The sequence below is a fragment of the Psychroflexus curvus genome (assembly GCF_020164585.1).
GTDB classification, from domain to species: Bacteria; Bacteroidota; Bacteroidia; order Flavobacteriales; family Flavobacteriaceae; genus Psychroflexus; species Psychroflexus curvus.
This window is the reverse complement of the sequence record NZ_JAIQZF010000001.1, coordinates 323,306-345,079: the sequence shown is the minus strand read 5'-3', so window position 1 is coordinate 345,079 and position 21,774 is coordinate 323,306. Positions and strand designations below refer to the sequence as shown.

General features: G+C 36.3%; 19 protein-coding genes. 13 read left to right on the top strand and 6 right to left on the bottom strand.

Features of this window, described 5'->3' with window-relative positions; genetic code table 11:
• The first annotated feature begins 11 nt into the window (after positions 1 to 11).
• Positions 12 to 2,774, top strand: coding sequence for a metalloprotease (locus LB450_RS01440; protein ID WP_224486066.1), 2,763 nt, complete (start codon positions 12 to 14; stop codon positions 2,772 to 2,774).
• A 54-nt stretch (positions 2,775 to 2,828) separates the two neighbouring features.
• Here LB450_RS01440 and folE read toward each other — a convergent pair whose 3' ends face one another.
• Positions 2,829 to 3,413 carry a GTP cyclohydrolase I FolE gene (gene folE / locus LB450_RS01435; protein ID WP_224486065.1) on the bottom strand — a complete coding sequence of 195 codons (585 nt, stop codon included), beginning with the start codon at positions 3,411 to 3,413 and terminating at the stop codon, positions 2,829 to 2,831.
• Positions 3,414 to 3,416: 3 nt separating this feature from the next.
• A complete protein-coding gene (gene msrA, locus LB450_RS01430) occupies positions 3,417 to 3,962 on the bottom strand; it encodes a peptide-methionine (S)-S-oxide reductase MsrA (protein ID WP_224486064.1) in 546 nt (181 codons plus the stop codon).
• 129 nt (positions 3,963 to 4,091) lie between these two features.
• Between msrA and LB450_RS01425 the strand changes: the two genes are divergently transcribed.
• From LB450_RS01425 to LB450_RS01370, 12 genes are all read left to right on the top strand, one after another.
• Positions 4,092 to 4,751, top strand: a complete 660-nt coding sequence (locus tag LB450_RS01425; RefSeq protein WP_224486063.1) for an ABC transporter ATP-binding protein — start codon at positions 4,092 to 4,094, stop codon at positions 4,749 to 4,751.
• A complete protein-coding gene (locus LB450_RS01420; protein ID WP_224486062.1) occupies positions 4,735 to 5,511 on the top strand; it encodes a TIGR02757 family protein in 777 nt (258 codons plus the stop codon). Before LB450_RS01425 ends, LB450_RS01420 begins: the two co-directional genes overlap by 17 nt.
• A 66-nt stretch (positions 5,512 to 5,577) precedes the next feature.
• Complete coding sequence (locus tag LB450_RS01415) at positions 5,578 to 6,792, top strand: sensor histidine kinase (protein ID WP_224486061.1); 1,215 nt, start codon at positions 5,578 to 5,580, stop codon at positions 6,790 to 6,792.
• Positions 6,793 to 6,797: 5 nt separating this feature from the next.
• Positions 6,798 to 8,720, top strand: a complete 1,923-nt coding sequence (locus tag LB450_RS01410; RefSeq protein ID WP_224486060.1) for a BatA domain-containing protein — start codon at positions 6,798 to 6,800, stop codon at positions 8,718 to 8,720.
• A 5-nt stretch (positions 8,721 to 8,725) separates the two neighbouring features.
• Entirely contained in the window at positions 8,726 to 9,976 is a 1,251-nt protein-coding gene (locus LB450_RS01405; RefSeq protein ID WP_224486059.1) for a dihydroorotase, read from the top strand.
• Entirely contained in the window at positions 9,966 to 10,319 is a 354-nt protein-coding gene (locus tag LB450_RS01400) for a hypothetical protein (RefSeq protein ID WP_224486058.1), read from the top strand. The genes LB450_RS01405 and LB450_RS01400 overlap by 11 nt, the downstream gene beginning before the upstream one ends.
• Positions 10,319 to 10,978 (top strand): alpha/beta hydrolase, encoded by a 660-nt coding sequence (locus LB450_RS01395; RefSeq protein WP_224486057.1) that lies wholly within the window; start codon positions 10,319 to 10,321, stop codon positions 10,976 to 10,978. The genes LB450_RS01400 and LB450_RS01395 overlap by 1 nt, the downstream gene beginning before the upstream one ends.
• Positions 10,979 to 10,997: 19 nt before the next feature.
• Positions 10,998 to 11,606, top strand: coding sequence for a uridine kinase (udk, locus tag LB450_RS01390; protein ID WP_224486056.1), 609 nt, complete (start codon positions 10,998 to 11,000; stop codon positions 11,604 to 11,606).
• Between the two features lie 18 nt (positions 11,607 to 11,624).
• Positions 11,625 to 11,957 (top strand): FtsB family cell division protein, encoded by a 333-nt coding sequence (locus LB450_RS01385; protein WP_224486055.1) that lies wholly within the window; start codon positions 11,625 to 11,627, stop codon positions 11,955 to 11,957.
• The gene (locus LB450_RS01380; RefSeq protein WP_224486054.1) at positions 11,950 to 13,353 is read left to right on the top strand and encodes a methylmalonyl-CoA mutase subunit beta; all 1,404 of its coding nucleotides are present in this window, start codon (positions 11,950 to 11,952) and stop codon (positions 13,351 to 13,353) included. Before LB450_RS01385 ends, LB450_RS01380 begins: the two co-directional genes overlap by 8 nt.
• Position 13,354: 1 nt before the next feature.
• Positions 13,355 to 15,481, top strand: coding sequence for a methylmalonyl-CoA mutase (gene scpA, locus LB450_RS01375; protein WP_224486052.1), 2,127 nt, complete (start codon positions 13,355 to 13,357; stop codon positions 15,479 to 15,481).
• A 176-nt stretch (positions 15,482 to 15,657) separates the two neighbouring features.
• On the top strand, positions 15,658 to 17,184 hold the full coding sequence (locus tag LB450_RS01370; protein WP_224486050.1) for a GH3 family domain-containing protein: 1,527 nt from the start codon (positions 15,658 to 15,660) through the stop codon (positions 17,182 to 17,184).
• Here LB450_RS01370 and LB450_RS01365 read toward each other — a convergent pair whose 3' ends face one another.
• From LB450_RS01365 to LB450_RS01350, 4 genes are read right to left on the bottom strand one after another with little or no spacing between them, the layout of a single operon-like run.
• Entirely contained in the window at positions 17,185 to 17,733 is a 549-nt protein-coding gene (locus LB450_RS01365) for a hypothetical protein (RefSeq protein ID WP_224486049.1), read from the bottom strand.
• Positions 17,734 to 17,782: 49 nt separating this feature from the next.
• The gene (locus LB450_RS01360) at positions 17,783 to 18,661 is read right to left on the bottom strand and encodes an HAEPLYID family protein (protein ID WP_224486047.1); all 879 of its coding nucleotides are present in this window, start codon (positions 18,659 to 18,661) and stop codon (positions 17,783 to 17,785) included.
• Between the two features lie 45 nt (positions 18,662 to 18,706).
• Positions 18,707 to 19,090, bottom strand: a complete 384-nt coding sequence (locus LB450_RS01355; protein ID WP_224486045.1) for a hypothetical protein — start codon at positions 19,088 to 19,090, stop codon at positions 18,707 to 18,709.
• A gap of 22 nt (positions 19,091 to 19,112) precedes the next feature.
• Positions 19,113 to 21,716: an AsmA-like C-terminal region-containing protein gene (locus LB450_RS01350; protein WP_224486044.1), complete on the bottom strand. Its 2,604-nt coding sequence runs from the start codon at positions 21,714 to 21,716 to the stop codon at positions 19,113 to 19,115.
• Positions 21,717 to 21,774: the final 58 nt, after the last annotated feature.

Here is a 21,774-nt window from a genome sequence, read left to right as displayed (position 1 = left end):
TGATTTCTTTTTTGAGTTTTTCTCAAAATAAAATCACGGCTGATATTTTAACCTCAGAGGATTTAAAAATACATTCTGTCGCTGAAACTATCACTTTTAAAAACACAAGTGATAAAGTTTTAAATTCGATTTATTTATATGATTGGTTAAATGCGTTTTCTGATAAAGAGAGTCCCCTAGCCAAACGTTACGCACAGGAATATGTGAGAAGGTTTCACTTTGCCTCAGGTTTTGAAAGGGGTGGCACGACTATCCACTCTCTTTTTGTTTCTTCTTCAGATTCTAATTGGAATTATGTAGAAGGACAACCCGATCTGATTGAAATTAAACTAGAAAAAACTTTACCTCCGGGAAAATCAATTGATATAAATTTAAATTATACACTAATTGTTCCGGATTCAAAATTCACTGGTTTTGGGTGGAATCAACGAGAGCTGAATTTAAAACAATGGTTGATTACTCCTGCAATACTTAATGGCGATTGGATAGTGTATAGCCATAAAGATCTCAACGATTTTCCGCTTCAGAGATTGGATTATGAGTTGAACTTTGAATTTCCAAATATGTATAGCGTAAATTCAAATTTTGAACAATCAAACTTAGAAAGCCATCTCAGTGGGTATAAAAAGGTATACCTGACAGGTGAAAATCTAGCTGGTACTTCAGTGTTTGTAGAACAAATCAGTGATTTTGAAACTGTACAGACAGATCATGTGACTTTAATTACCAACTTAAAGGACAGTGAATTAAGACCTGAGATAGAAGCGCTCATCCTGGATAGAATTGTTTATTTTCTGAAAGATCGTTTTGGTGACTTCGGATTTGAAACCATGATGGTTACTGAAGAAGACTATAATTCCTCTCCTGTGTATGGTCTCAATCAGTTACCCAGTTTTATCAGGCCTTTCCCAGACGGATTTCAGTATGATATTAAAGTCCTTAAAACCATTACCGATCAATATTTGAGGCGCTCACTTCTTACCAATACAAGGAAAAACCAATGGCTTCTGGATGCTATGCTGGTTAAAGTTATGATGGATTATATTGACACCTATTATCCAGATGTTAACTTACTCGGCTCTTTTTCGAATTTTATTGGTGTTAAGTGGTTACATGCTTCAGATTTGATGTTTAATGACCGGTACAACTTTATTCACCAGACCACCATTCGACAGAATTTGGGACAGCCCGTTGATTTCCCCCAGGATAGTCTTCTAAAGTTTAATCAAAAACTATCCAATCCATACAAAGGCGGTTTAGGTTTAAAATATTTAGAAGATTATCTGGGAAAGGATATCGTTGATGAAAGTTTAAAACAATATTTTAATCACTACAACACGGAATTCTCTAATCCAGAGGATTATTTTGAGATTTTATCATCACGAACAGATAAAGATATTTCCTGGTTTTATACTAATTATTTGGGAAGTTCAAAAGATATTGATTTTAAAATCAAGTCGGTTAAGAAAGTGTCAGATTCTCTCAAAGTCAAAATCATCAACAAAACCAGAAATGCAATGCCGATAGCTGTTTACCAGCTAAAAAATGATAAAATCCTTTCCAAAAATTGGGTAAAAGCTTTCAAAAAAGACACTGTAGTTTATTTAAAAGATTTAAATAGTGATCAAATCGCTGTAAATTATGAGGAGGTAATTCCGGAAATCAACCCCAGAAATAATTTTAAAAGTCGCGGAAAACTTCTCAATAAGCCGTTTCAATTTAGACTCCTTGAGGATATTGAAGATCCAAAGTATAATCAATTATTTATAACGCCAGAATTTACTTATAACCTTTATGATGGCCTTTCTTTAGGACCAAAATTATACAACACCTCTCTTCTTCCTAAACAGCTCAGTTTTAAAATAAATCCAAAATATGGACTCACTAGTAATGCTGTTGTTGGAGGAGCTTCTATAGATTACACCCAGTTCTTCAAAGATGATGATCTGTTTCAAATAAGATACGGATTAACGGGGTCTCGATTTTCTTATAACCAAGACTTGTTTTACAGGCGTTATTCTGGTTATATCGGTTTAACTTACAGACCACAAGACTTACGTGATAATGCAAGACACAATCTTTTTGTGAGAACAGTAAATGTTGACAAAGATGAAAGCGAATTTGTAGAATCCAATGAACCAAATTATAACATCTTCAATGTACGTTATAATTTTTCTGATAAAAGCCTTGATCAATCTTTCACGACCTCCGTAGATTATCAGATCGCTCAAAAATTTAGTAAAGTTTCTACAACGTTCAGCTTTAGAAAGCTTTACAATAACAATAGACAAATCAATTTACGGTTTTTTGGGGGTCTGTTTTTGTATAATGACGAACAGGATTCCAATTTTTTTAGCTTTGCTTTAGACAGACCCACAGACTACCTTTTTGATTATAATTATTATGGCAGGAGTGAAGAAAGTGGTCTTTTTAGTCAGCAGTTTATAATGGCTGAAGGTGGTTTTAAATCACAATTTGACCAAAGATTTGCCGATAACTGGATTGCTTCCACCAATATAAGTACTACCATTTGGAATTGGATATTTATTTATGGTGATGCCGGTTTTTTTAAAACCACCTATTCCAATCCGCAATTTCGATTCGACTCCGGGGTTCGATTAAGCTTTGTTGAAGATTATTTTGAACTCTATCTACCAGTCTACTCCAGCAAAGGTTGGGAAATTACCCAGGACAATTATGACCAAAATATTCGATTTATAGTCTCTTTAGATTTATCTACCATTTTCAAATTGTTTACTAGAAAATGGTACTAATAAAAAAGCAGATTCAATATGAATCCACTTTATATGTTCTGCCTGGTTTGATTTTTAACTAATCAATTTAAGAAACTCATTCCGTGTTTCTTGTTTTTTGAATTCACCTCTAAATCCAGATGTAGTCGTGGCTGAATTTTGCTTTTGCACCCCTCTCATCATCATGCACATGTGTTGAGCTTCAATTACTATGGCAACACCTTTGGGTTGTAAAGTGTCATTGATACATTCTAATATATCATGCGTGAGTCTTTCCTGGACTTGCAGTCTTCTGGCAAAAATATCTACAACTCTTGGAATTTTACTCAATCCTACAATTTTTCCATTTGGGATATAAGCGATATGCACCTTACCGAAGAATGGCAACATATGATGTTCGCACAAGGAATATAACTCGATATCCTTAATGAGCACCATATCATCATAATCTTCATCAAACATGGCTCCCAGAAGAATTTTTTGCGGGTCCATTTCGTAACCCTGAGTCAAAAACTGCATCGCTTTGGCTGCGCGTTCAGGCGTTTTCAATATACCGTTTCTAGATGGGTCTTCGCCAATGTTTTCAAGAATTGATAAATAATTTGATTTTATCTCACCAACAAAAGGTTGTGTGTATTCTTCGTAAGTTTTATAGGACATGAGTTATGATTTAAGTTGATGACTAAATTTTTTTCTTAAGGTGGTTAGTTTTGGTTCGATGACCAATTGACAATATCTATTTTCAGTAAAATTGTTATAAAAATTCTGATGTTCTTCTTCCGCAGTATAAAATTCAGAGACCTGAGATAGTTGTGTCACAATTTTATCATCAAAAATTTCCTCAGATTCTAATTCCTTTATAACAGATACTGCACAGTTTTTTTGTGATTCTGAATGATAAAAGATTTCACTTCTATATTGCTCACCAACGTCATAGCCCTGTCTGTTTAAGGTTGTAGGATCGTGTGTTGAAAAGAATACGTATAAAAGTGTTTTATAATCCACAACCTCTGGATTGTAGGACACTTGAATAGCTTCTGCATGACCTGTTCTGCCCATCACCACTTCTCTGTATGGCGGGTTTTTGATATTTCCGCCGGTAAAACCTGACTTCACTTTCTCTACCCCTTCTATACGCTGGAAAACTGCCTCTGTACACCAAAAACATCCGTTGGCAAAAGTGGCTAATTCTAAATTTTGATCTGACATAAATTATATTTTGTTCAACAAATTTACATATATATTAAACAATATTTTTTAATTTAAGGAAATATTAGTAGCTCACGACTTTTTTTTAATTCAGATTTTATTCTGACTTTTGAAGTTCAATCACGATACATGATAAAGGCCAAGCACATCAGCAAACATTACGGAGAGCTGAAAGTTCTAGACGATATAAATTTAGAAATACAACAAAAAGAAATCATCTCCATTGTTGGTCCTTCTGGAGTAGGAAAAACGACTTTACTTCAAATTTTAGGAACGCTGGAGCAACCAGACAAGAATAATAAATCTAGTATAGAAATCAGTGGCCAGCAAATAAACGGGCTTAAAAAGAAAGCCTTAGCCAGGTTTAGAAATGAAAACATCGGTTTCATTTTTCAATTTCACCAACTCCTTCCTGAATTCTCTGCCATAGAAAATATTTGTATTCCTGCTTTTATTAATAATACCTCAAAAAGTGAAGCTGAAAAGCGAGCCAAGGAGTTGCTGGGTTATTTGGATCTTGGACACAGAGCTCATCACAAACCCAACGAATTAAGCGGTGGCGAACAGCAACGTGTAGCGGTAGCAAGAGCGCTCATCAATCAGCCAAAGGTCATCTTTGCAGATGAACCCTCTGGAAACCTGGACTCTGCCTCTGCAGACAAACTGCATCAATTGTTTTTAAATTTAAGAGATGAATTTGATCAAACCTTTGTCATAGTAACCCACAACGAAGAATTGGCCGATATGGCCGACAGAAAACTAGAAATGAAAGATGGCAAATTTGTCTAAAATCCGAAAGTTAAAACCCTTTTTAGACGAAAAAGTTGAGCTTTATAACCAGTTTAAATTCATAGCAACCGACCCGATATCTATTCCTCATAAATTTCAGAAAAAAGAAGATATAGAAATTGTAGGTTTTTTGATTGCAACGATAGCCTGGGGCAACAGAAAAAGCATCCTAAACAATGGAGATAAACTGTGCGAAATTTTACAATTTGAACCTTTTGATTTTATTGTGAATCACACAGAACAGGATCTTAAAGCCTGTAAGGGTTTCGTACATAGAACTTTCAATGCTGAAGACCTAAAATATTTCATCAGGGCTTTGAAGTTTATTTATGAAGAACACAATGGCTTAGAATCTATTTTTCAAAAACACCAAACCAAAAACTCATTGCAACCCGCAATTCATCAGTTCAAATCGATTTTTTTCCAACTTGATCATGAAAAAAGAGCCGAAAAACACGTCAGTGATCCTGAAAAAAATTCAGCAGCAAAACGTATCAATATGTTTCTGCGATGGATGATAAGACGGGATACAAACGGGGTCGATTTTGGTATTTGGAAGAGTTTATCCCCTTCATTATTATCCTGTCCACTCGATGTACACTCGGGAAGAATAGCAAGAGAACTGGGCCTTCTTCAAAGAATGCAAAACGACGCCAAAGCTGTAAATGAACTCGATACTAACCTGAGGCTTTTAGATCCAAAGGATCCTGTAAAGTATGATTTTGCACTCTTTGGTTTAGGGGCTTTTGAAAATTTTTAGAACTAGATATAAATCTTAAGTTTTGTATATTGCAGTCATTTTAAATCAAGTTGAGAATAAGCTTTAATGAAAACCAATCCTAAAACTGAATCCCAAAGACTATCTGCACTAAGGTCCTTAAATATTTTAGACACCTTACCAGAACAAGAATATGATCAAATTACCAAGTTGGTAGCTTCGATTTGCGATACACCTGTTGCTTTAATCTCATTACTCGATGAAAACAGGCAATGGTTCAAATCCAAAGTTGGTATGGACCATTGTGAATTAGGCAAAAAATATTCGTTTTGCAACTTTGCAATACAAAGCGATGATGAAATTATGGAAGTTTTTGATGCGCGTAAAGACGAAAGGTTTAATGGAAATCCATTAGTTGAAGGCGAAGAGCAAATGGTTTTTTATGCTGGTGTTCCCCTGAGAGACAAGGATGGTTATGGCCTGGGTACCCTTTGCGTAATTGACCATCAGCCTCGAACTTTATCGCTCAAGCAAAGAGAAGGTTTATTGTTTTTAGCCAACCAGGTGATCAAATTGTTTGAACTTCATAAAATTAACAAAGGCCTGAAGAAAACTCAAAAACAATTAAAGGAAAAAAATGCTCAATTAAGAAATTTTGCGGGTGTCGTCTCTCACGATATGAAGATGCCTTTGGCTAATATGATTGTGACCATCGATATTCTAAAAGCAAAATATAAAGACAAACTTGATGATGCAGGTTTTGATTATCTCAATAATCTAAAGAAATCATCCTTTCAGCTGAGTGACTATATTTCCAACATTCTCACCCATTACGAAAGCGATTCCATTACCAGTAATGAAGATTCTCTTGAGAAATTTGATGTTCACTCGCTAGTTGAGGATATTGTAGAAATGCTGGATATCGGTGACGATTGCGATATTTCTTTTCCTGAAGAAAGCATAGATATTTATACCAATCGCGTGGCTTTGGAACAAATCCTGCTCAACCTGATTGGAAATAGTCTTAAATATAATGATAAGCCGAAAATTGAAATCGATATCGATTTCAAAAAAGAACCTGGTTTTTACAGATTCTTTGTCAAAGACAATGGCATTGGTATTCCAAAGGATAAACAAAAAGAAATTTTTAATCTGTTTTCTACAGCTGCAGAAAATGACAGGAAAGGCAACAAAGGAAACGGCATTGGGTTATCTACCGTCAAGAAAATGATTCACAATTTAGGTGGGAAAATAATGGTAAACTCGATAGAGAGTAAAGGAACCACCTTTGAGTTTACCATAGAGCGAACTAAAAAGTTATAAAATCAATGATTTTAGAAAAGCCGGATGTTCTTTACTTTCTCTTTTTACTGATTCTACCCATTTTAGTTCATTTATTCCAGCTCAGAACATACAAAACCACTAAATTTAGCAATGTAGCTCTGCTAGAACGCATCAAATTGCAATCCAGAAAAAGTTCGATACTCAAAAAATGGCTGATTTTAATTACCAGACTTTTAGGTCTGGTTTTTTTGATTTTAGCCTTTGCCAAACCTTTCATTCCTTCTACAGAAACCGCTTTGGAAGAAGATGAAATCTCGATTTATCTGGATAATTCATATTCTATGGAATTGCCAGGTGAGCGCATGTCATTACTCGAAGAAGCTAAACAAAACCTATGGAAGCAACTTGGTGAAGAGCAGAGATTTTCACTGTTTACAAACGATAGGACCTGGAAAAATGTGACTAAAAACGATATCAAAGCAGATTTTTTTTCTATTGATTTTGCTCCCGATCACCTGAGTTTTGAAAACCTGTTGCTTCAAGCGGAGTCTATGTTCCAAAAGCGGGAGTCCAGCCATAGTTTATTTATAATCTCAGATGCGCTTAACTTCAAAGATGACATTCGCCTGAAACCTGGCAATGATTTGAATCTCAATTTAATAATAAAACAACCTGCTTCACTAGAGAATTTCAACATTGCCTCAGCTCATTTGAAAGCCAACAACACCAGTAAAAGCTTAGAAGCAGAACTGAAATCTCTGGCGGAGACAGATAAAGACGTCACAGTGTCGCTTTACGATAATGACGAGCTCATTGCAAAAACCAAAGCTGATTTTGAAGAGTCCACTTCTGCTTTAGTCAATTTTGACTTGTCCAACAAAGATTTCCAGCGAGGGAAATTAGAAATAGAATCAGACGGCATGTCTTATGACAATACTTTGTTTTTTAGCCTGAACAAAGAAAAACAAATCAATGTGTTGTCGCTTCATTCCCAAACCAATTCATACAAATCCTTCTTAGCTTCCATCTATCAGACGGAGTTGTTTAATTTCAGCGAATATTCCATTTTCAATTTTGATTACGCGAGAATTTCTGAAGTTGATCTGCTCATCCTGAACGAAATTAAAGAGGTAAATCCTATTCTCATCAGTCGATTAAGAGAGTTTCAAAAAAATGGAGGCACTCTAGTTATCATCCCAGATGAATCTACAGCTCCAGGAACTTTTAAAGAACTTGTTAATACTCCTGCTATCTATCAAAATCCAACCGTTGCAAAAAGAGAAATCACCAGCATCAATTTTGAGCATCCCCTGTTTGAAAATGTCTTTTCGGAGGAAATTCAAAATTTTGATTACCCCTCTACCTCCAGGTTTCTGAACATACATCCTTCCTTTACTCCTATTTTAAAATTCAGCAATGGACAATCTTTTTTAGCCGAAAAGAACAGGACTTACAGTTTTGCTTCTGCTCTTCATCCTAATGTTTCCAATTTCACCAATTCACCATTGGTAGTTCCTGTGTTTTATAATATGGCTTTGCAAAGTAGTCCAAGCCCTCAGCTCTACTCTGTTCTTGGTCAGGAAAATCTTATCAATGTAAAAGCAAACCTTGGAAAAGACGAAGTTTTAAAACTAAAAAGCGATAACCAACAAGTGATACCGCAACAATCGCGACTTGGAAATTCTATCCAAATCAACACTCAATATCAACCCAAATCGCCAGGACATTATCAACTTGTTCAAGGGGATTCAACCTTATTACACTTGAGTTTCAATTTCAACCGCAACGAAAGCCTGCTCAACCCCTTAGATATAGGCGATCTGAAAGTCAAAACCTTTTCTTCAATTCCAGAAGCCTTTAATTCTTTTACAGAAGACAGGAAAATCCTTGAGCTTTGGATTTGGATGCTTATTTTTGCAGTTGGTTTCTTTTTAATGGAACTTTTAATACTAAGATTTTTAAATTAATGCCTATGTCTTCCATACTTTTAAAATCTGCCAAAATTCTAGATACAGAGAGCTCATATCATTTACAAACCAAAGATCTTTTGGTAGAAGATGGAGTGATCACTAAAATAGAAGATACCATTGAAAGTGCTGATAAAATTATAAATAGAGAAAACTTACATGTTTCCAACGGATTCTTTGACAGCTCTGTGTCTTTTGGTGAGCCTGGCTTTGAAGAACGGGAAACGCTTGCCAACGGAGTAACCACAGCAAGGCGATCGGGGTTTACAGGCTTCTTGTTGAATCCAAATCTGGACCCCATTACCGATACCAATTCAGCAGTTAAGTTTTTACAGCAACAAATCGATACTCAACTTATCGATATCAAACCACTTGGTGCGCTTACCAAAAGTTTTGACGGGAAGAATCTGGCAGAACTTTACGACATGCAAATGGCTGGTGCTGTTGGGTTTTACGACTTTAAAAATCCTATTGCAGATGCAAACCTCTTCAAAATAGCTTTACAATATGTCAAGAGTTTTGATGGTCTTATTTTTTCTTATCCTCAGGACAGATCCATAGCGGGTAAAGCTCAGGTCAATGAGGATGAGTTCAACACTTATATCGGTCTCAAAGGCATGCCGAATCTGGCAGAAGAGTTACAAATCGCCAGAGATTTGTATATTCTTGAGTACACTGGTGGAAAATTACACATTCCCAATGTGTCCACCAAGGCTTCTGTTCATCTGATAAAAAAGGCTAAAGCAAAAGGTCTTAAGGTGACCTGTAGCGTAGCCTTACCCCATTTATTCTTTAGCAGTGAAAAGCTGGAAAGCTTTGATAGTAAGTATAAAATTCTTCCTCCCTTACGAACCAAAGAAGACACAAAGGCTTTAAAGAAGGCCGTTAAGGATGGAGTTATAAGTATGGTGACCTGTGATCATGAACCTATGGATGAAGAACACAAGGAACTAGAGTTTGAAAATGCGAGTTACGGCAGCATTGGCCTGGAATCGGCATTTTCAGTAATGAACACCTTATTTGGTGTCGAAATGGCTTCAGACTTATTATCCAAACCCAAGACGAATTTTGGATTGCAGACCTCAAAAATTGAAGTTAACCAACGGGCAGATTTAAGCTTATTCGACCCAAATTCAGAATATACCTTTCAAAAACAGCATATCTTTTCAAAATCCAAAAACAGCATGTTCCTGGGAGAAAGCTTAAAAGGAAATGTGATTGGAAGCATTTATAACGACACGATTTATGAAAATTAAAAAAGAAAGAAGCGGAAAAACTGCTGCTATCGTCGCCTATTTCACAATATTTGGAAGTATACTGGCTTTGTTTCTCAACACGGATGAAAACAAGCATGAGTTTGCTAGTTTTCATATAAGACAGGCTTTAGGTATCAATTTACTCATCATTTTTTTTGGTGTCATCATCAATGGATTGTACGATAGCCTGAGTGAATTACAAAACATGATGATTGGCTCTGCGTTTTACCTGGCTTATTTTATCCTTTGGATTTACGGGTTTATTGGTGCTGTTTCTGGAAAAGAAAATAAAGTTCCATTGATTGGAAACCTGTGTCAAATCATTTTTAAAAAACTAACTTAATGACAACTAAAGATTTATCTCTGACGCACCTCATAAGACCTTCGAGCTTATCAGGAAAAGCGCCACTCCTGCTCATGCTGCACGGTTATGGAAGCGACGAAAATGATTTATTTTCGTTTGCCAGCGAATTGCCTGAAGACTACATGATTATTTCACTGAAAGCACCCAATTCTATGCAACCGATGGGCAATGCCTGGTATGCGATCAACTTTGATGCAGAGCAGGGAAAATTCAGTGACTTAGAGCAGGCAATTGAATCCAGAGAATTGGTGAAAAAATTTATTGAAGAAGCGATTGAAGCTTACCCGATTGATCCTGAAAATATCACCTTGCTTGGTTTTAGTCAGGGAACTATTTTGAGTTTTGCTTTAGGGCTCTCCTATCCTCACCTGGTGAAGAATGTCATAGGCTTGTCTGGCTATGTGGACCCCAATATGCTTAAAGCTGGATATGAATCCAATGATTTTAGCCACCTGAAAGTTTATAATTCTCATGGAAAAGTGGACCAGGTGATTCCTGTGGAATGGGCTAGAAATAATAAACCATTTCTGGAAGAATTGGATATCGATTTCACTTATGAGGAATATCCTGTAGGGCATGGGATTAATCCACAAAACTTCCAAAGTTTCAAAAACTGGCTAGCTAAAGAAAACAACTAATTATTTACACCTATTTACTATGCTCATTATTGGCATTGCTGGGGGAACTGGAAGTGGTAAAACCACCGTTGTGAACCAGATTATAAACGAACTACAACACGATGAAGTCGATGTGATTTATCAGGATTCTTATTATCAGGATTTGTCGCATCTAAGTATGGATGAACGGAAACAGATCAATTTTGATCATCCAAAGTCTATAGATTTTGATCTTTTTGTAGAACATTTGAAACTTTTGAAATCAGGCGAATCTATCGAACAGCCTGTGTATTCCTTCAAAGAGCACAACAGAACTAAAGAAACTATCACTACCAAACCCAGGAAAGTGATGATTGTAGAAGGGATTTTGATATTTACACATCCTGACATCAGGGAAATGTTTGATATCAAAATTTTTGTTCATGCCGATAGTGACGAGCGCTTAATGAGACGTCTCAAAAGAGACATTTCTGAACGTGGAAGAGATTTGGAGGAAGTTTTGCATCGTTACAAAACAACCTTAAAACCCATGCATCAGCAGTTTATTGACCCTACCAAGGAATTCGCAGATATCATCATCCCTAATAATCGCTTCAACACGGTGGCTATTGATATAGTTCAAACTATAATTAAGGAAAGACTCCTCTAATTTTAGTAACTTACGTCTATGAAATATAAAGACCTTAAGAAAAAAACCTGGTTTAAATTCATGAGCAACAAGTATGTATTGGTGCTCACGGTCTTTGTGGTATGGATGCTATTCTTGGATAGTAATTCCTGGTTGATTCATAGAGAACTAAATCAGGAAATTAAAGAAATTAAAGCCAATAAAACCTACTATCAAGAAGAAATACAAAAGGATAAGCAAGTTCTGAATGAGCTGGATGATAGTATTGAGATAGAGCGTTTCGCCAGAGAGACCTATTTCATGAAGCGTCCTGATGAAGATATTTATATTATCGAATACGAAGACAGCTTAAAAACTGATAAAGATGAGTAAGACATTATTTGAAGAGTTTAACCAGGTTTCGGCTAAAGCCTGGAAGCAAAAAATTCAAGCGGACCTGAAGGGGGCAGATTATAACGAAACCTTAGTCAATTCTACAGATGAAGGTATCGATATAAAACCCTTTTATCATGCTGATGATCATGACTACGAATTTTTGCTTCCAAAATCCCCTGCCTGGTATGTGACTGAGAAACTTTATCTCGAAAATGTTGACATTACCATTGAAAATGCCAAAGATGTTATAGAACGTGGTGCGGAAAGTCTTTGGATTACCATTCCTGAAGCCGATGACAAGAAATTAAAATTCTTTGAAGCATTAAGTGATGATGAAACTCCGCTTTATGTTGAGTTTTTAGTTCAGGATCTTGATTTTTTTAAGAAGCTTGATACTATTCTAAAAAAACAAAACAAAACAGTCTGGTTAGGCTTTGATCCTCTTCACCAGCTAGCTTCGTCTGGAAATTGGTTTAAGAGTCAAAAGGAGGATTTTGAAGTCTTTTTAAAAACAACACCACTTGAAAGTTTTGAAAACCAAATTAATATTGATGCCAGGCTTTATCAAAATTCTGGGGCTATTATTATTCAGCAACTTGCTTATGCTTTGGCTCATCTTAATGAATATCTGAACATTCTAAATAATTCAGATTCAACATTGAATTCAATCAAAGTCAATATGGTTGTTTCTCAAGGCTCCAATTATTTCTTTGAAATCGCAAAACTCAAAGCCCTCCAACTTTTGGTCAATAGTCTGGCCAGCGAATATGATTACGACATAAAGCTTCATATTATAGCTGAACCCAGCAAGCGTAATCATACGATTTACGATTACAACATGAATATGCTACGTACCACTACTGAATGTATGAGTGCGATTCTTGGTGGCGCAGATTGGGTAAATAACTTAGCTTACGATGAAGTTTTTCATAAGCGAAATGAATTTGGCGAACGTATTTCCAGAAATCAACTGCTGATTTTGAAACAGGAAAGCTATTTTGATAAAGTGCTGAATCCAGTAGATGGCACCTATTACATTGAAAATTTGACCAAAGAATTAGCTGAAAAAGCCTTAAGTATTTTCAAAACAATTGAAGCAGGAAAAGGCTTTATTCATCAGTTATTTGAGGGTAAAATTCAGAAGAAAATTAAAGAAAGTGCTGAAAATGAACAAGCTAAAGTTAGCTCAGGAGATTTTACTTTGGTTGGGTTGAACAAGTACAAAAACCTTGAAGACCAAATGTCGCAAAATCTGGAGCTTTTTCCATTTCTCAAGCAACATCAAAGAAAAACACTTATCCAACCTATTCTTGAAAGACGCCTGGCCGAACCCCTTGAGAAAGAAAGGCTGGAAAAGGAAAAAACGAATCCATCTTCAAAATCGAATGTGTAGTATGGGAAGAAAGAATATACAGCAGATGACTTTAAAGTCGGCGTCTCAAAAAGACCACGACGAGTTGTCAAAATTTGAAACCGCAGAGCAGATTAAAATCAAATCTACCTATTCAAAAAAAGATTTAGATAAAGTAGAGCACCGTGATTTTGTAGCTGGGCTTGCTCCCTATCTGCGTGGTCCCTACTCAACAATGTATGTGAGAAGACCCTGGACCATACGGCAATATGCAGGTTTTTCTACTGCTGAAGAAAGTAACGCTTTCTACAGACGAAATCTTGCTGCCGGACAAAAGGGACTTTCGGTAGCTTTCGATTTACCAACGCACAGAGGCTACGACAGTGATCATAAACGCGTCGTTGGCGATGTAGGAAAAGCAGGTGTGGCTATTGATACCATCGAAGATATGAAGGTTTTATTTGACCAGATTCCTTTGGACAAGATGTCTGTTTCGATGACCATGAACGGCGCAGTTTTACCGATTATGGCGTTTTACATCGCTGCTGCAGAAGAAACTGGTGTAAAACAGGAACAGCTTTCGGGAACGATTCAAAATGACATTTTGAAGGAATTTATGGTAAGAAACACTTACATCTACCCTCCTACACCCTCCATGAAAATCATCTCCGATATCTTCGAGTTTACGTCTCAGAACATGCCAAAGTTTAACAGCATCAGTATTTCCGGGTATCACATGCAGGAAGCTGGAGCTACAGCAGATATTGAACTGGCCTACACCCTGGCAGACGGACTGGAATACATCAAAAAGGGACTGGATGCTGGAATGGATATCGATACGTTTGCGCCAAGGCTTTCCTTTTTTTGGGGAGTGGGTATGAATCACTTTATGGAAATTGCCAAAATGAGGGCCGCCAGAATGCTTTGGGCGAAACTGGTAAAGCGATTCCATCCTAAAAACCCTAAATCTTTAGCTTTAAGAACCCACTCACAAACCAGTGGCTGGACACTTACTGAGCAGGATCCGTTCAATAATGTGGCCAGAACCTGTATTGAAGCAACTGCAGCAGCTTTTGGCGGCACCCAAAGTTTACATACCAATGCCCTAGATGAAGCTATTGCATTACCGACAGACTTTTCGGCTAGAATCGCAAGAAATACTCAGATTTATCTTCAGGAAGAAACAGGAATCACCAGCACAGTAGATCCCTGGGCAGGCAGCTATTATGTTGAAAAACTGACTCACGACATCGCTCAACAGGCCTGGAAACACATCGAAGAAGTAGAAGAACTGGGGGGGATGACTAAGGCTATAGAAGCCGGAATTCCGAAACTGAGAATAGAACAGGCTGCCGCCAAAAAACAAGCCAGAATTGATAGCGGAACTGATAAAATCATAGGCATCAATGCGTATAGATTAAAGCAGGAAGATCCTATCGTTACTTTGGAAGTGGATAACCAGACGGTGAGAAAACAACAGCTGGATAAGCTTTCAAAAATAAAAGCTGAACGCAATGATGAAAAAGTCAAACAAAGCTTAAGCGAACTCACCCGAATTGCCAAAGAAGAAAACGGAAATCTTTTGGAGGCTGCTATCATAGCAGCCAGAGAAAGAGCAAGCCTCGGAGAAATAAGTGATGCTTTGGAAGAAGTTTACGGAAGACATCAAGCCAAAATACAATCCTTTAGTGGAGTTTATAGCAAAGAAATGAAAACAGACGAATCCTTTAGTAAAGCGCAGGCCCTGGCTGATGAGTTTGCTGAAAAAGAAGGCCGCCGACCAAGAATCATGATTGCCAAAATGGGACAAGATGGTCACGACAGAGGCGCTAAAGTGGTAGCCACTGGCTATGCCGATGTAGGTTTTGATGTGGATATCGGCCCTTTATTTCAGACGCCGCAGGAAGCTGCAAGACAGGCTGTAGAAAACGATGTGCATATTCTGGGGGTGTCCTCCTTAGCCGCTGGTCACAAAACTTTAGTTCCTGAAGTTATTGCTGAGCTCAAAAAACTAGGTCGGGAAGATATCATGGTCATTGTAGGAGGTGTGATCCCTTCTGCAGATTATAAATTTCTTTTTGATGCCGGTGCTGTTGCGGTTTTTGGACCAGGAAGCAAAATCAGCGATGCTGCGATTCAGATATTAGAGATTTTGAACGATAGTTTTTAAGACACAGGGGAATGATCTTTTCAGACCTCACAGTCCCAAAGCTTCGGGACTGTGAGGTCTTAGAGATATCTATATCAACAATAGATGATCTGTACAGATTAATTTTATTTTAATACTAAATTCAGAAAAAAAGACTAGCATTATAGTAGTTTAGTATTTACTAAAAATTTTCATCCATGGCTATCATAGGAAACCTCATAAAGGGCGTTATCAACCTTAGAAATTCAATTTCTTCTGAAACGAATCACGTTGAAAATCAAAGAGAAACGTTCAAATTCCTGCTCGAGAAAGCGAAGCATACAGAATTTGGAAAACACTTTGGGTTTTCCAAACTATTAAATTCTAAAAACTCATATCAAGAATTTAAATCCACTATACCTTATTTTAGTTATGATAAAATCCATAATGAGTGGTGGTACAAGCTTCATGAAGGTAAAGATAATGTCACCTGGCCAGGGCATCCTAACTATTTTGCTTTGAGCTCTGGAACAACAGGAAAAACAAGCAAACGGATTCCTGTAACCGATGATATGATTGAAGCCATTAAAAATGCGGGGATCAAACAGGTTTTGGCGATGGAAAACTTCAACTTACCCGCTGATTTTTTTGAAAAGGAAATCATGATGTTGGGAAGCTCCACCAATCTGGAGAAAAACAATAACCACATTGAAGGGGAAATTAGCGGAATAAGCGCCAGTAAAATTCCGTTTTGGTTTCGAGGATTTTACAAACCAGGAGAAGAAATTTCAAAAATCGATGACTGGGACGAACGCGTCCAGAAGATTGCTGAAAATGCTAAGACCTGGGATATAGGTGCCTTAAGCGGGATTCCTTCCTGGATGGAACTCATGATGGAAAAAGTAATCGACTATCATAAAGTTGACAACATTCACGACATCTGGCCAAATCTAAAAGTCTACACTTCTGGCGGGGTTGCCTTTGGACCTTACGAAAAAAGCTTTAAGCGCTTAACGGGTAAGCCGGTTGAAGTAATTGATACGTACTTAGCTTCAGAGGGATTTATAGCCTTACAAACCCGACCAGAGACAGGTTCCATGCAACTTTTGACCGATAACGGAATCTTTTTTGAGTTTGTACCCTTCCAGCCAGAATATATCAACCAGGATGGTTCTTTAAAACCAGACTCACCAAGTATAGGTATTGAGGATGTTGAACTCGATCAGGATTATGTACTTCTTGTCAGCACGGTGAGTGGTGCCTGGCGTTACAGCATTGGAGACACCATTCAATTTACGGATATTGATAAAGCTGAAATCAAAATCACCGGACGAACCAAATTCTTTTTAAATACGGTTGGTTCTCAGCTTTCTGTAAACAAAATGGATGCAGCTATGAAGGAACTGGAAGATCAGTTTGATATGGATATTTCAGAATACACCATTTGTGCTAAGCGTGCTGATGATGATGAATTTTACCACTTTTGGTATCTCGGGGCTTCAAACACTGACTTAAACACTTCAAAAGTTGCTGATGTTTTGGATGAAGCACTACAAGCCGCCAATAAGAATTATAAAGTCGCCAGAACTAAAGCATTAAAAGGAGTCAAAGTCAACCTTATAAAACCTAAAGTGTTTTACGATTGGAATGCGAGAAACAAAAAGAAAGGCGGGCAAGTAAAGATGGAACGGGTAATGAGTGAAGAAAAATTCGAAGACTGGGAAAAATTTGTACAAGAGCACTAATTAGCGCTCTTGTACAATTTCCATTATTTCTTCTGGTGAAAGGTAAAACCGTTTTATTCGTTTTTTATAATCTTCATCAATATCTGCATGATTTAGGATAAAGTCTTTCGTCTTCAGGATAAACTCTTCCATACCTTGATTCACCGCAAAGGTATCTGCAGCACGCTCAGCCTCAACAATATGTTTTTCCATATACAAGTATCTTACCCCAAACCAAATCAGGTTTAAAACACTCCGATTTTCGTAATCCAAAACATGCCCCAACTCATGCCCTATCCAACCCGTCATGACGTCTGGTGGGACATTTATAGTTTTAAATTCTTTATCAGAAATTTTGAATTTTTCACTTATAAAAATATAATATTCACGCTTCGATCTTGGTTTAAACAGACTTTTGAACCTTGGCTGAGCCTGCATAGTCGACTTTTTAATGTCAGATTTGAACTTGAAAGTGATTTTGACATTTTTCAACTGAGGAAAATATTTCAAGGCTAGCTCGATTTCATCTTTTATAGATTCTGGATATATGTGGTAATCTTGAGCTTTCATACTATAGCTTAGGTGAATGAAAGATTGTAAAATAACTAAAATAAAAAGGTTAATGCTTAGTTTTTGGCTCATAAATTAATCTAAAAAATGTGCTAAACCTGTCATTATTGGCTTCAATAGGAATTCCTGTTACTATTCCGATCATCAAATGTTCCGAAATCCCTAAACGCATTTGAGGTCTTAAGGTGGTTTCTAAATTTCCATATAAGACAATTTTATTGATTTCTAAACCAATAAAGTTACGAGTTCCTGTAATCATATAATGAAAACTTGAATTTATCTGATAAAAGAATTCGTTTTCAAAACCGCTAAACCCTCTTTCCCACAAGGGACCAGTATAGAGTAAGGAATGGAAGTTTGTCCCAAACCGTTTTGCAACTACCAAAAAGGGACTTATTAAGTTTCCTGTAAATAAACGACTTGAACTATAATTGTCAAACGCATTCATTGTAAATTTATGAAGATATCCCCCCGCCATAGATAAATTGTGTTTGGGATCGACAAGAAATGTATATTGAGCTGCTAACTGAAGACCTTCCAGTTTACTCCTTGGTAAACTATTTTCTCCATTGGATACTCCTCGTCTGTCATAATAGAACGTAAACGGAAGTTCTACTTCCAAACCTAAACGATCTATTACAGCCCATTCATACTCTAGTAAAGTTTCGTATTCTTCGTAATTGTTATTGTCCTTAATACCAAAGCCTAGGTTCCATTCTCTTTCCCCTTTCCTTGCACCGAGATCCCTAATCAGATCAATATAGAGTGGTTCTGCATGTAGAACTTTGGCTGATAAGTTTTCTTGTTCCTCGGTTTCTGCTATATAAATACTATCTTTTTCTTGTTTTGTAATTTGACTAAATACAGAAATAGAGCATATGACGAATACTGAGAATAAGGCTATTCTCAACGAAATTAATGTTGACATTGTTTTAATGAATTAGAGTTATAATTGATTGTAAAAATTGAAAATTTAAACTCTAAATTCTGGAGGGGGTAAAAATATTTTTGAATGATTTTGACTATAAATTAAATCCAAATAGCTGATAGTCAACCTATCTTTAGTATTAAAATTAAAAGATGAAAAATTAGAACTATATAGGGTATTAATTAGGTCTAATTGAATTTTCTTTGAAGCTGAATTCTCCGGAAGTTCATTATCATGAGCCTGTTCGCCAAAAGCGTCTTCAAAACCTAAACCTTTTTCAATTATAAGTTCTATAATTGTCTCCTGTTCGTTATAATCTATGCATTTAAGGTATATATCAGGAGCATCTATACTCGAGTTTAAAAACACAAGTATTAAGAATCCAAGAATATTTTTTCCAAAGAGTCCCTCTCTTATATGACTTAGCATCAACTATAATGTTTGTTCAAATCTAATTATTTTTTTTCTTTTTGGTAAAATTTCCGAAAATATCTTTCACTTTGTCCTTGACTGACTCTTCTTTGGTTTGGGTACTATCCGTTTGAGTGCTGTCTTTAGCTTTGTTACCACCAAGGATAGAATTAATCTGATCTCCAACTTTGTCTTTTATTGTATTTGTAGCCTTTTCCTTTTGAGTCTGAATGATTTGTGACGTCAGGCTTTGTATTGCATTTTGAGTGTTTACCTGAACCTTAGGATTTTTAAAATTTCCGGACAAGGTCACAGGGACATCCACGCTCATTTTGCTTAAATCTGTATTGCTTAGTTGAGCCAGCTTACCCCCTACTTCATCTCCAAAATATTTGGCAGGAACATTAAATTTCAACTTGTAATTTAATTCATTGCTGAATGTGTGTTTGCCAGACACATCAACTCTAATATCATCAAAATTGAAATCAAAATTATCAGCATTAATAGCGCCGTTATCAAAATTCAGTTTAGCAGTTAAGTCTTTGACTTTCAGATTATCAAAATCGAAAAAATTAAATTCAGTGTTCAATTGAGACAATAAAAGCATTTTATCTTTTTGTACTTCTGCGTTGATAACTTTCGCGAGGGCATTACCCGTTAGAGACGTGTAAATCGGCATTAGGTCTTTGGTGAGATTTCCCTTTAAAGAAATTTCTGTAGAAGCAATTCCATTCAAGGCCTGAGCAATAGGTGCTAAGCCCTTTACCAGTTCCATTTGCTCAAAAGCCTCTAAAATCTTGATTGTATTAAGGCTTAATTTCATATCAAAATTTGGAGAACCCGCTGTAGATACCATTCCATCTAAATTGATGTTACCCCCAAAGATATCTGCATTAATGCCCTTTAATATGGCATTTTCTTCCTTTAAAACCAGACTTCCTGTTGCATTCTTCAGGACAAGATTATCATATTTTACACTTTTTGCATCAAAATTCAATGAAATATCAAGGAATTCTGGGATTTTAATAGCTTCAGCTGAAGAGCCAGATGCTGTTTGAGTATCTGAAATTTCAGAACTTGTATCAGCTTCTACCATAAAATCAGCAACGTCAAAATTGGTTGATGTCGCCTTAAAATTGCCTTTCAAAGGCTGGTCTGAAAAAGCAAAGCCTAGGAGATTAGTCAAGTTTCCTGTCATCTTCAAGTCTGTAGAACCAGACGTCATTTCAAAATTATTTAGTTTAGCCGTATTGCTAGTAAAGTTGACTGTAGCCACATCAATGTGAAGAGGTTTTGCCAGTTCTGGTGAAGCATAATCAAACTTAGATAACTTCATAGAGCCTTTAGCATTTACGTTTTGATAGGCTTCGCGCTCAACGGAGTTCATGTCAAAATTAGCTGCTAAATCGGCGTTTAAAATTCCATTCAATTTCTGTTCAATATCAAGTGGATAAGCTTTAGAAATATTTGCCAAATTTAATACCCCATCTACTTTAAAGTCAACTAACATATTGGTTGTCAGATTATTTATAGTTCCACTGCCAGCAAATCGGTCTTGATCTATTCTGAATTTAACACCGTTAAAATTGATGTAAGTGTCTTCAACAAGTCCTGTTTCATTTTTGATTTCAACATCAATTGAAATATCCTCCACCTTTTTAGGTAACTCTGGGTACTGAAACGAAGCATTTGAACTTGACGCTGAAATATCTAAGGTTGGAATATATGTATCATCTACTTTCCCTTTGATTACCCCATTTAATTTAAAATCACCCGTCGTAGTAACTCCATCAAGGTTTGCAGCATAAGTTTCAGGAATCAATGCTAGAAAGTTTTTGAAATCTGAAGACGGTGTTGAAAATTGAATATCAATATCATTATAATCTTCAAAAAGCTGAACATAACCTTCAAATTTTAGAGGAAGCTGATTAATTATAGCTTCATTATCTAAAAAAGAGAACTTCATATTCTCCAAATCCATTTCTAAATCGGCATCCAATACGATCGAATTATCTTTCAAATAATTGGCTCCGTCATAATCAAAAGAAATCTTAGAATCTGTTTGGGTGTGTAGGGTGAATACAGAAGATTTAAAATCACCGTCACCACTATGATTAAAATCTTTCAGTTTTAAAAATATAGTTCCACTTTCATCTAGATAGTTGATTTTAGAAGAATTGATTTCGTAGTGGTCTAAATTTAGTTGAAACGGTTTTTTTGTTTCACCCGAGGATTTAGAAGTTTCTGGAGCTTTGGCTATGTCATAATTAGCATTGCCAAGAGAATCGATCTTTACATTGATAAAAGCTTCATTCAAATAAATCTGATCGATACTTAAACCTTTATCTTTAAAAAGCTGCATAACTCCCATAGTGAGGTTGAACTCTTTAGCATAAACCAAAGTATCCCCTTTAAAAGGAGCTTCGTTTATAAGCCTTAGCTTTTCTAAGCTTAAGCTGGCATTAGGAAAATTTCTAAATAAACTCAAGTCTAAAGAAGACCATTCCACCTGAGCATTAACATTATCATTGGCTGCTTTTTTCACCATTTTCTCTATGCTTCCCTGGAATAAGACTGGGGTAAGAAATAAAGCTATGATTAATAGTAAAACAATAATTCCTATAATTTTAAGTGCCTTTTTCATAAATAAAATTTGACCTAAAATTACACAAAGCCATTTCCTTTATACCCAAAAAAGAATT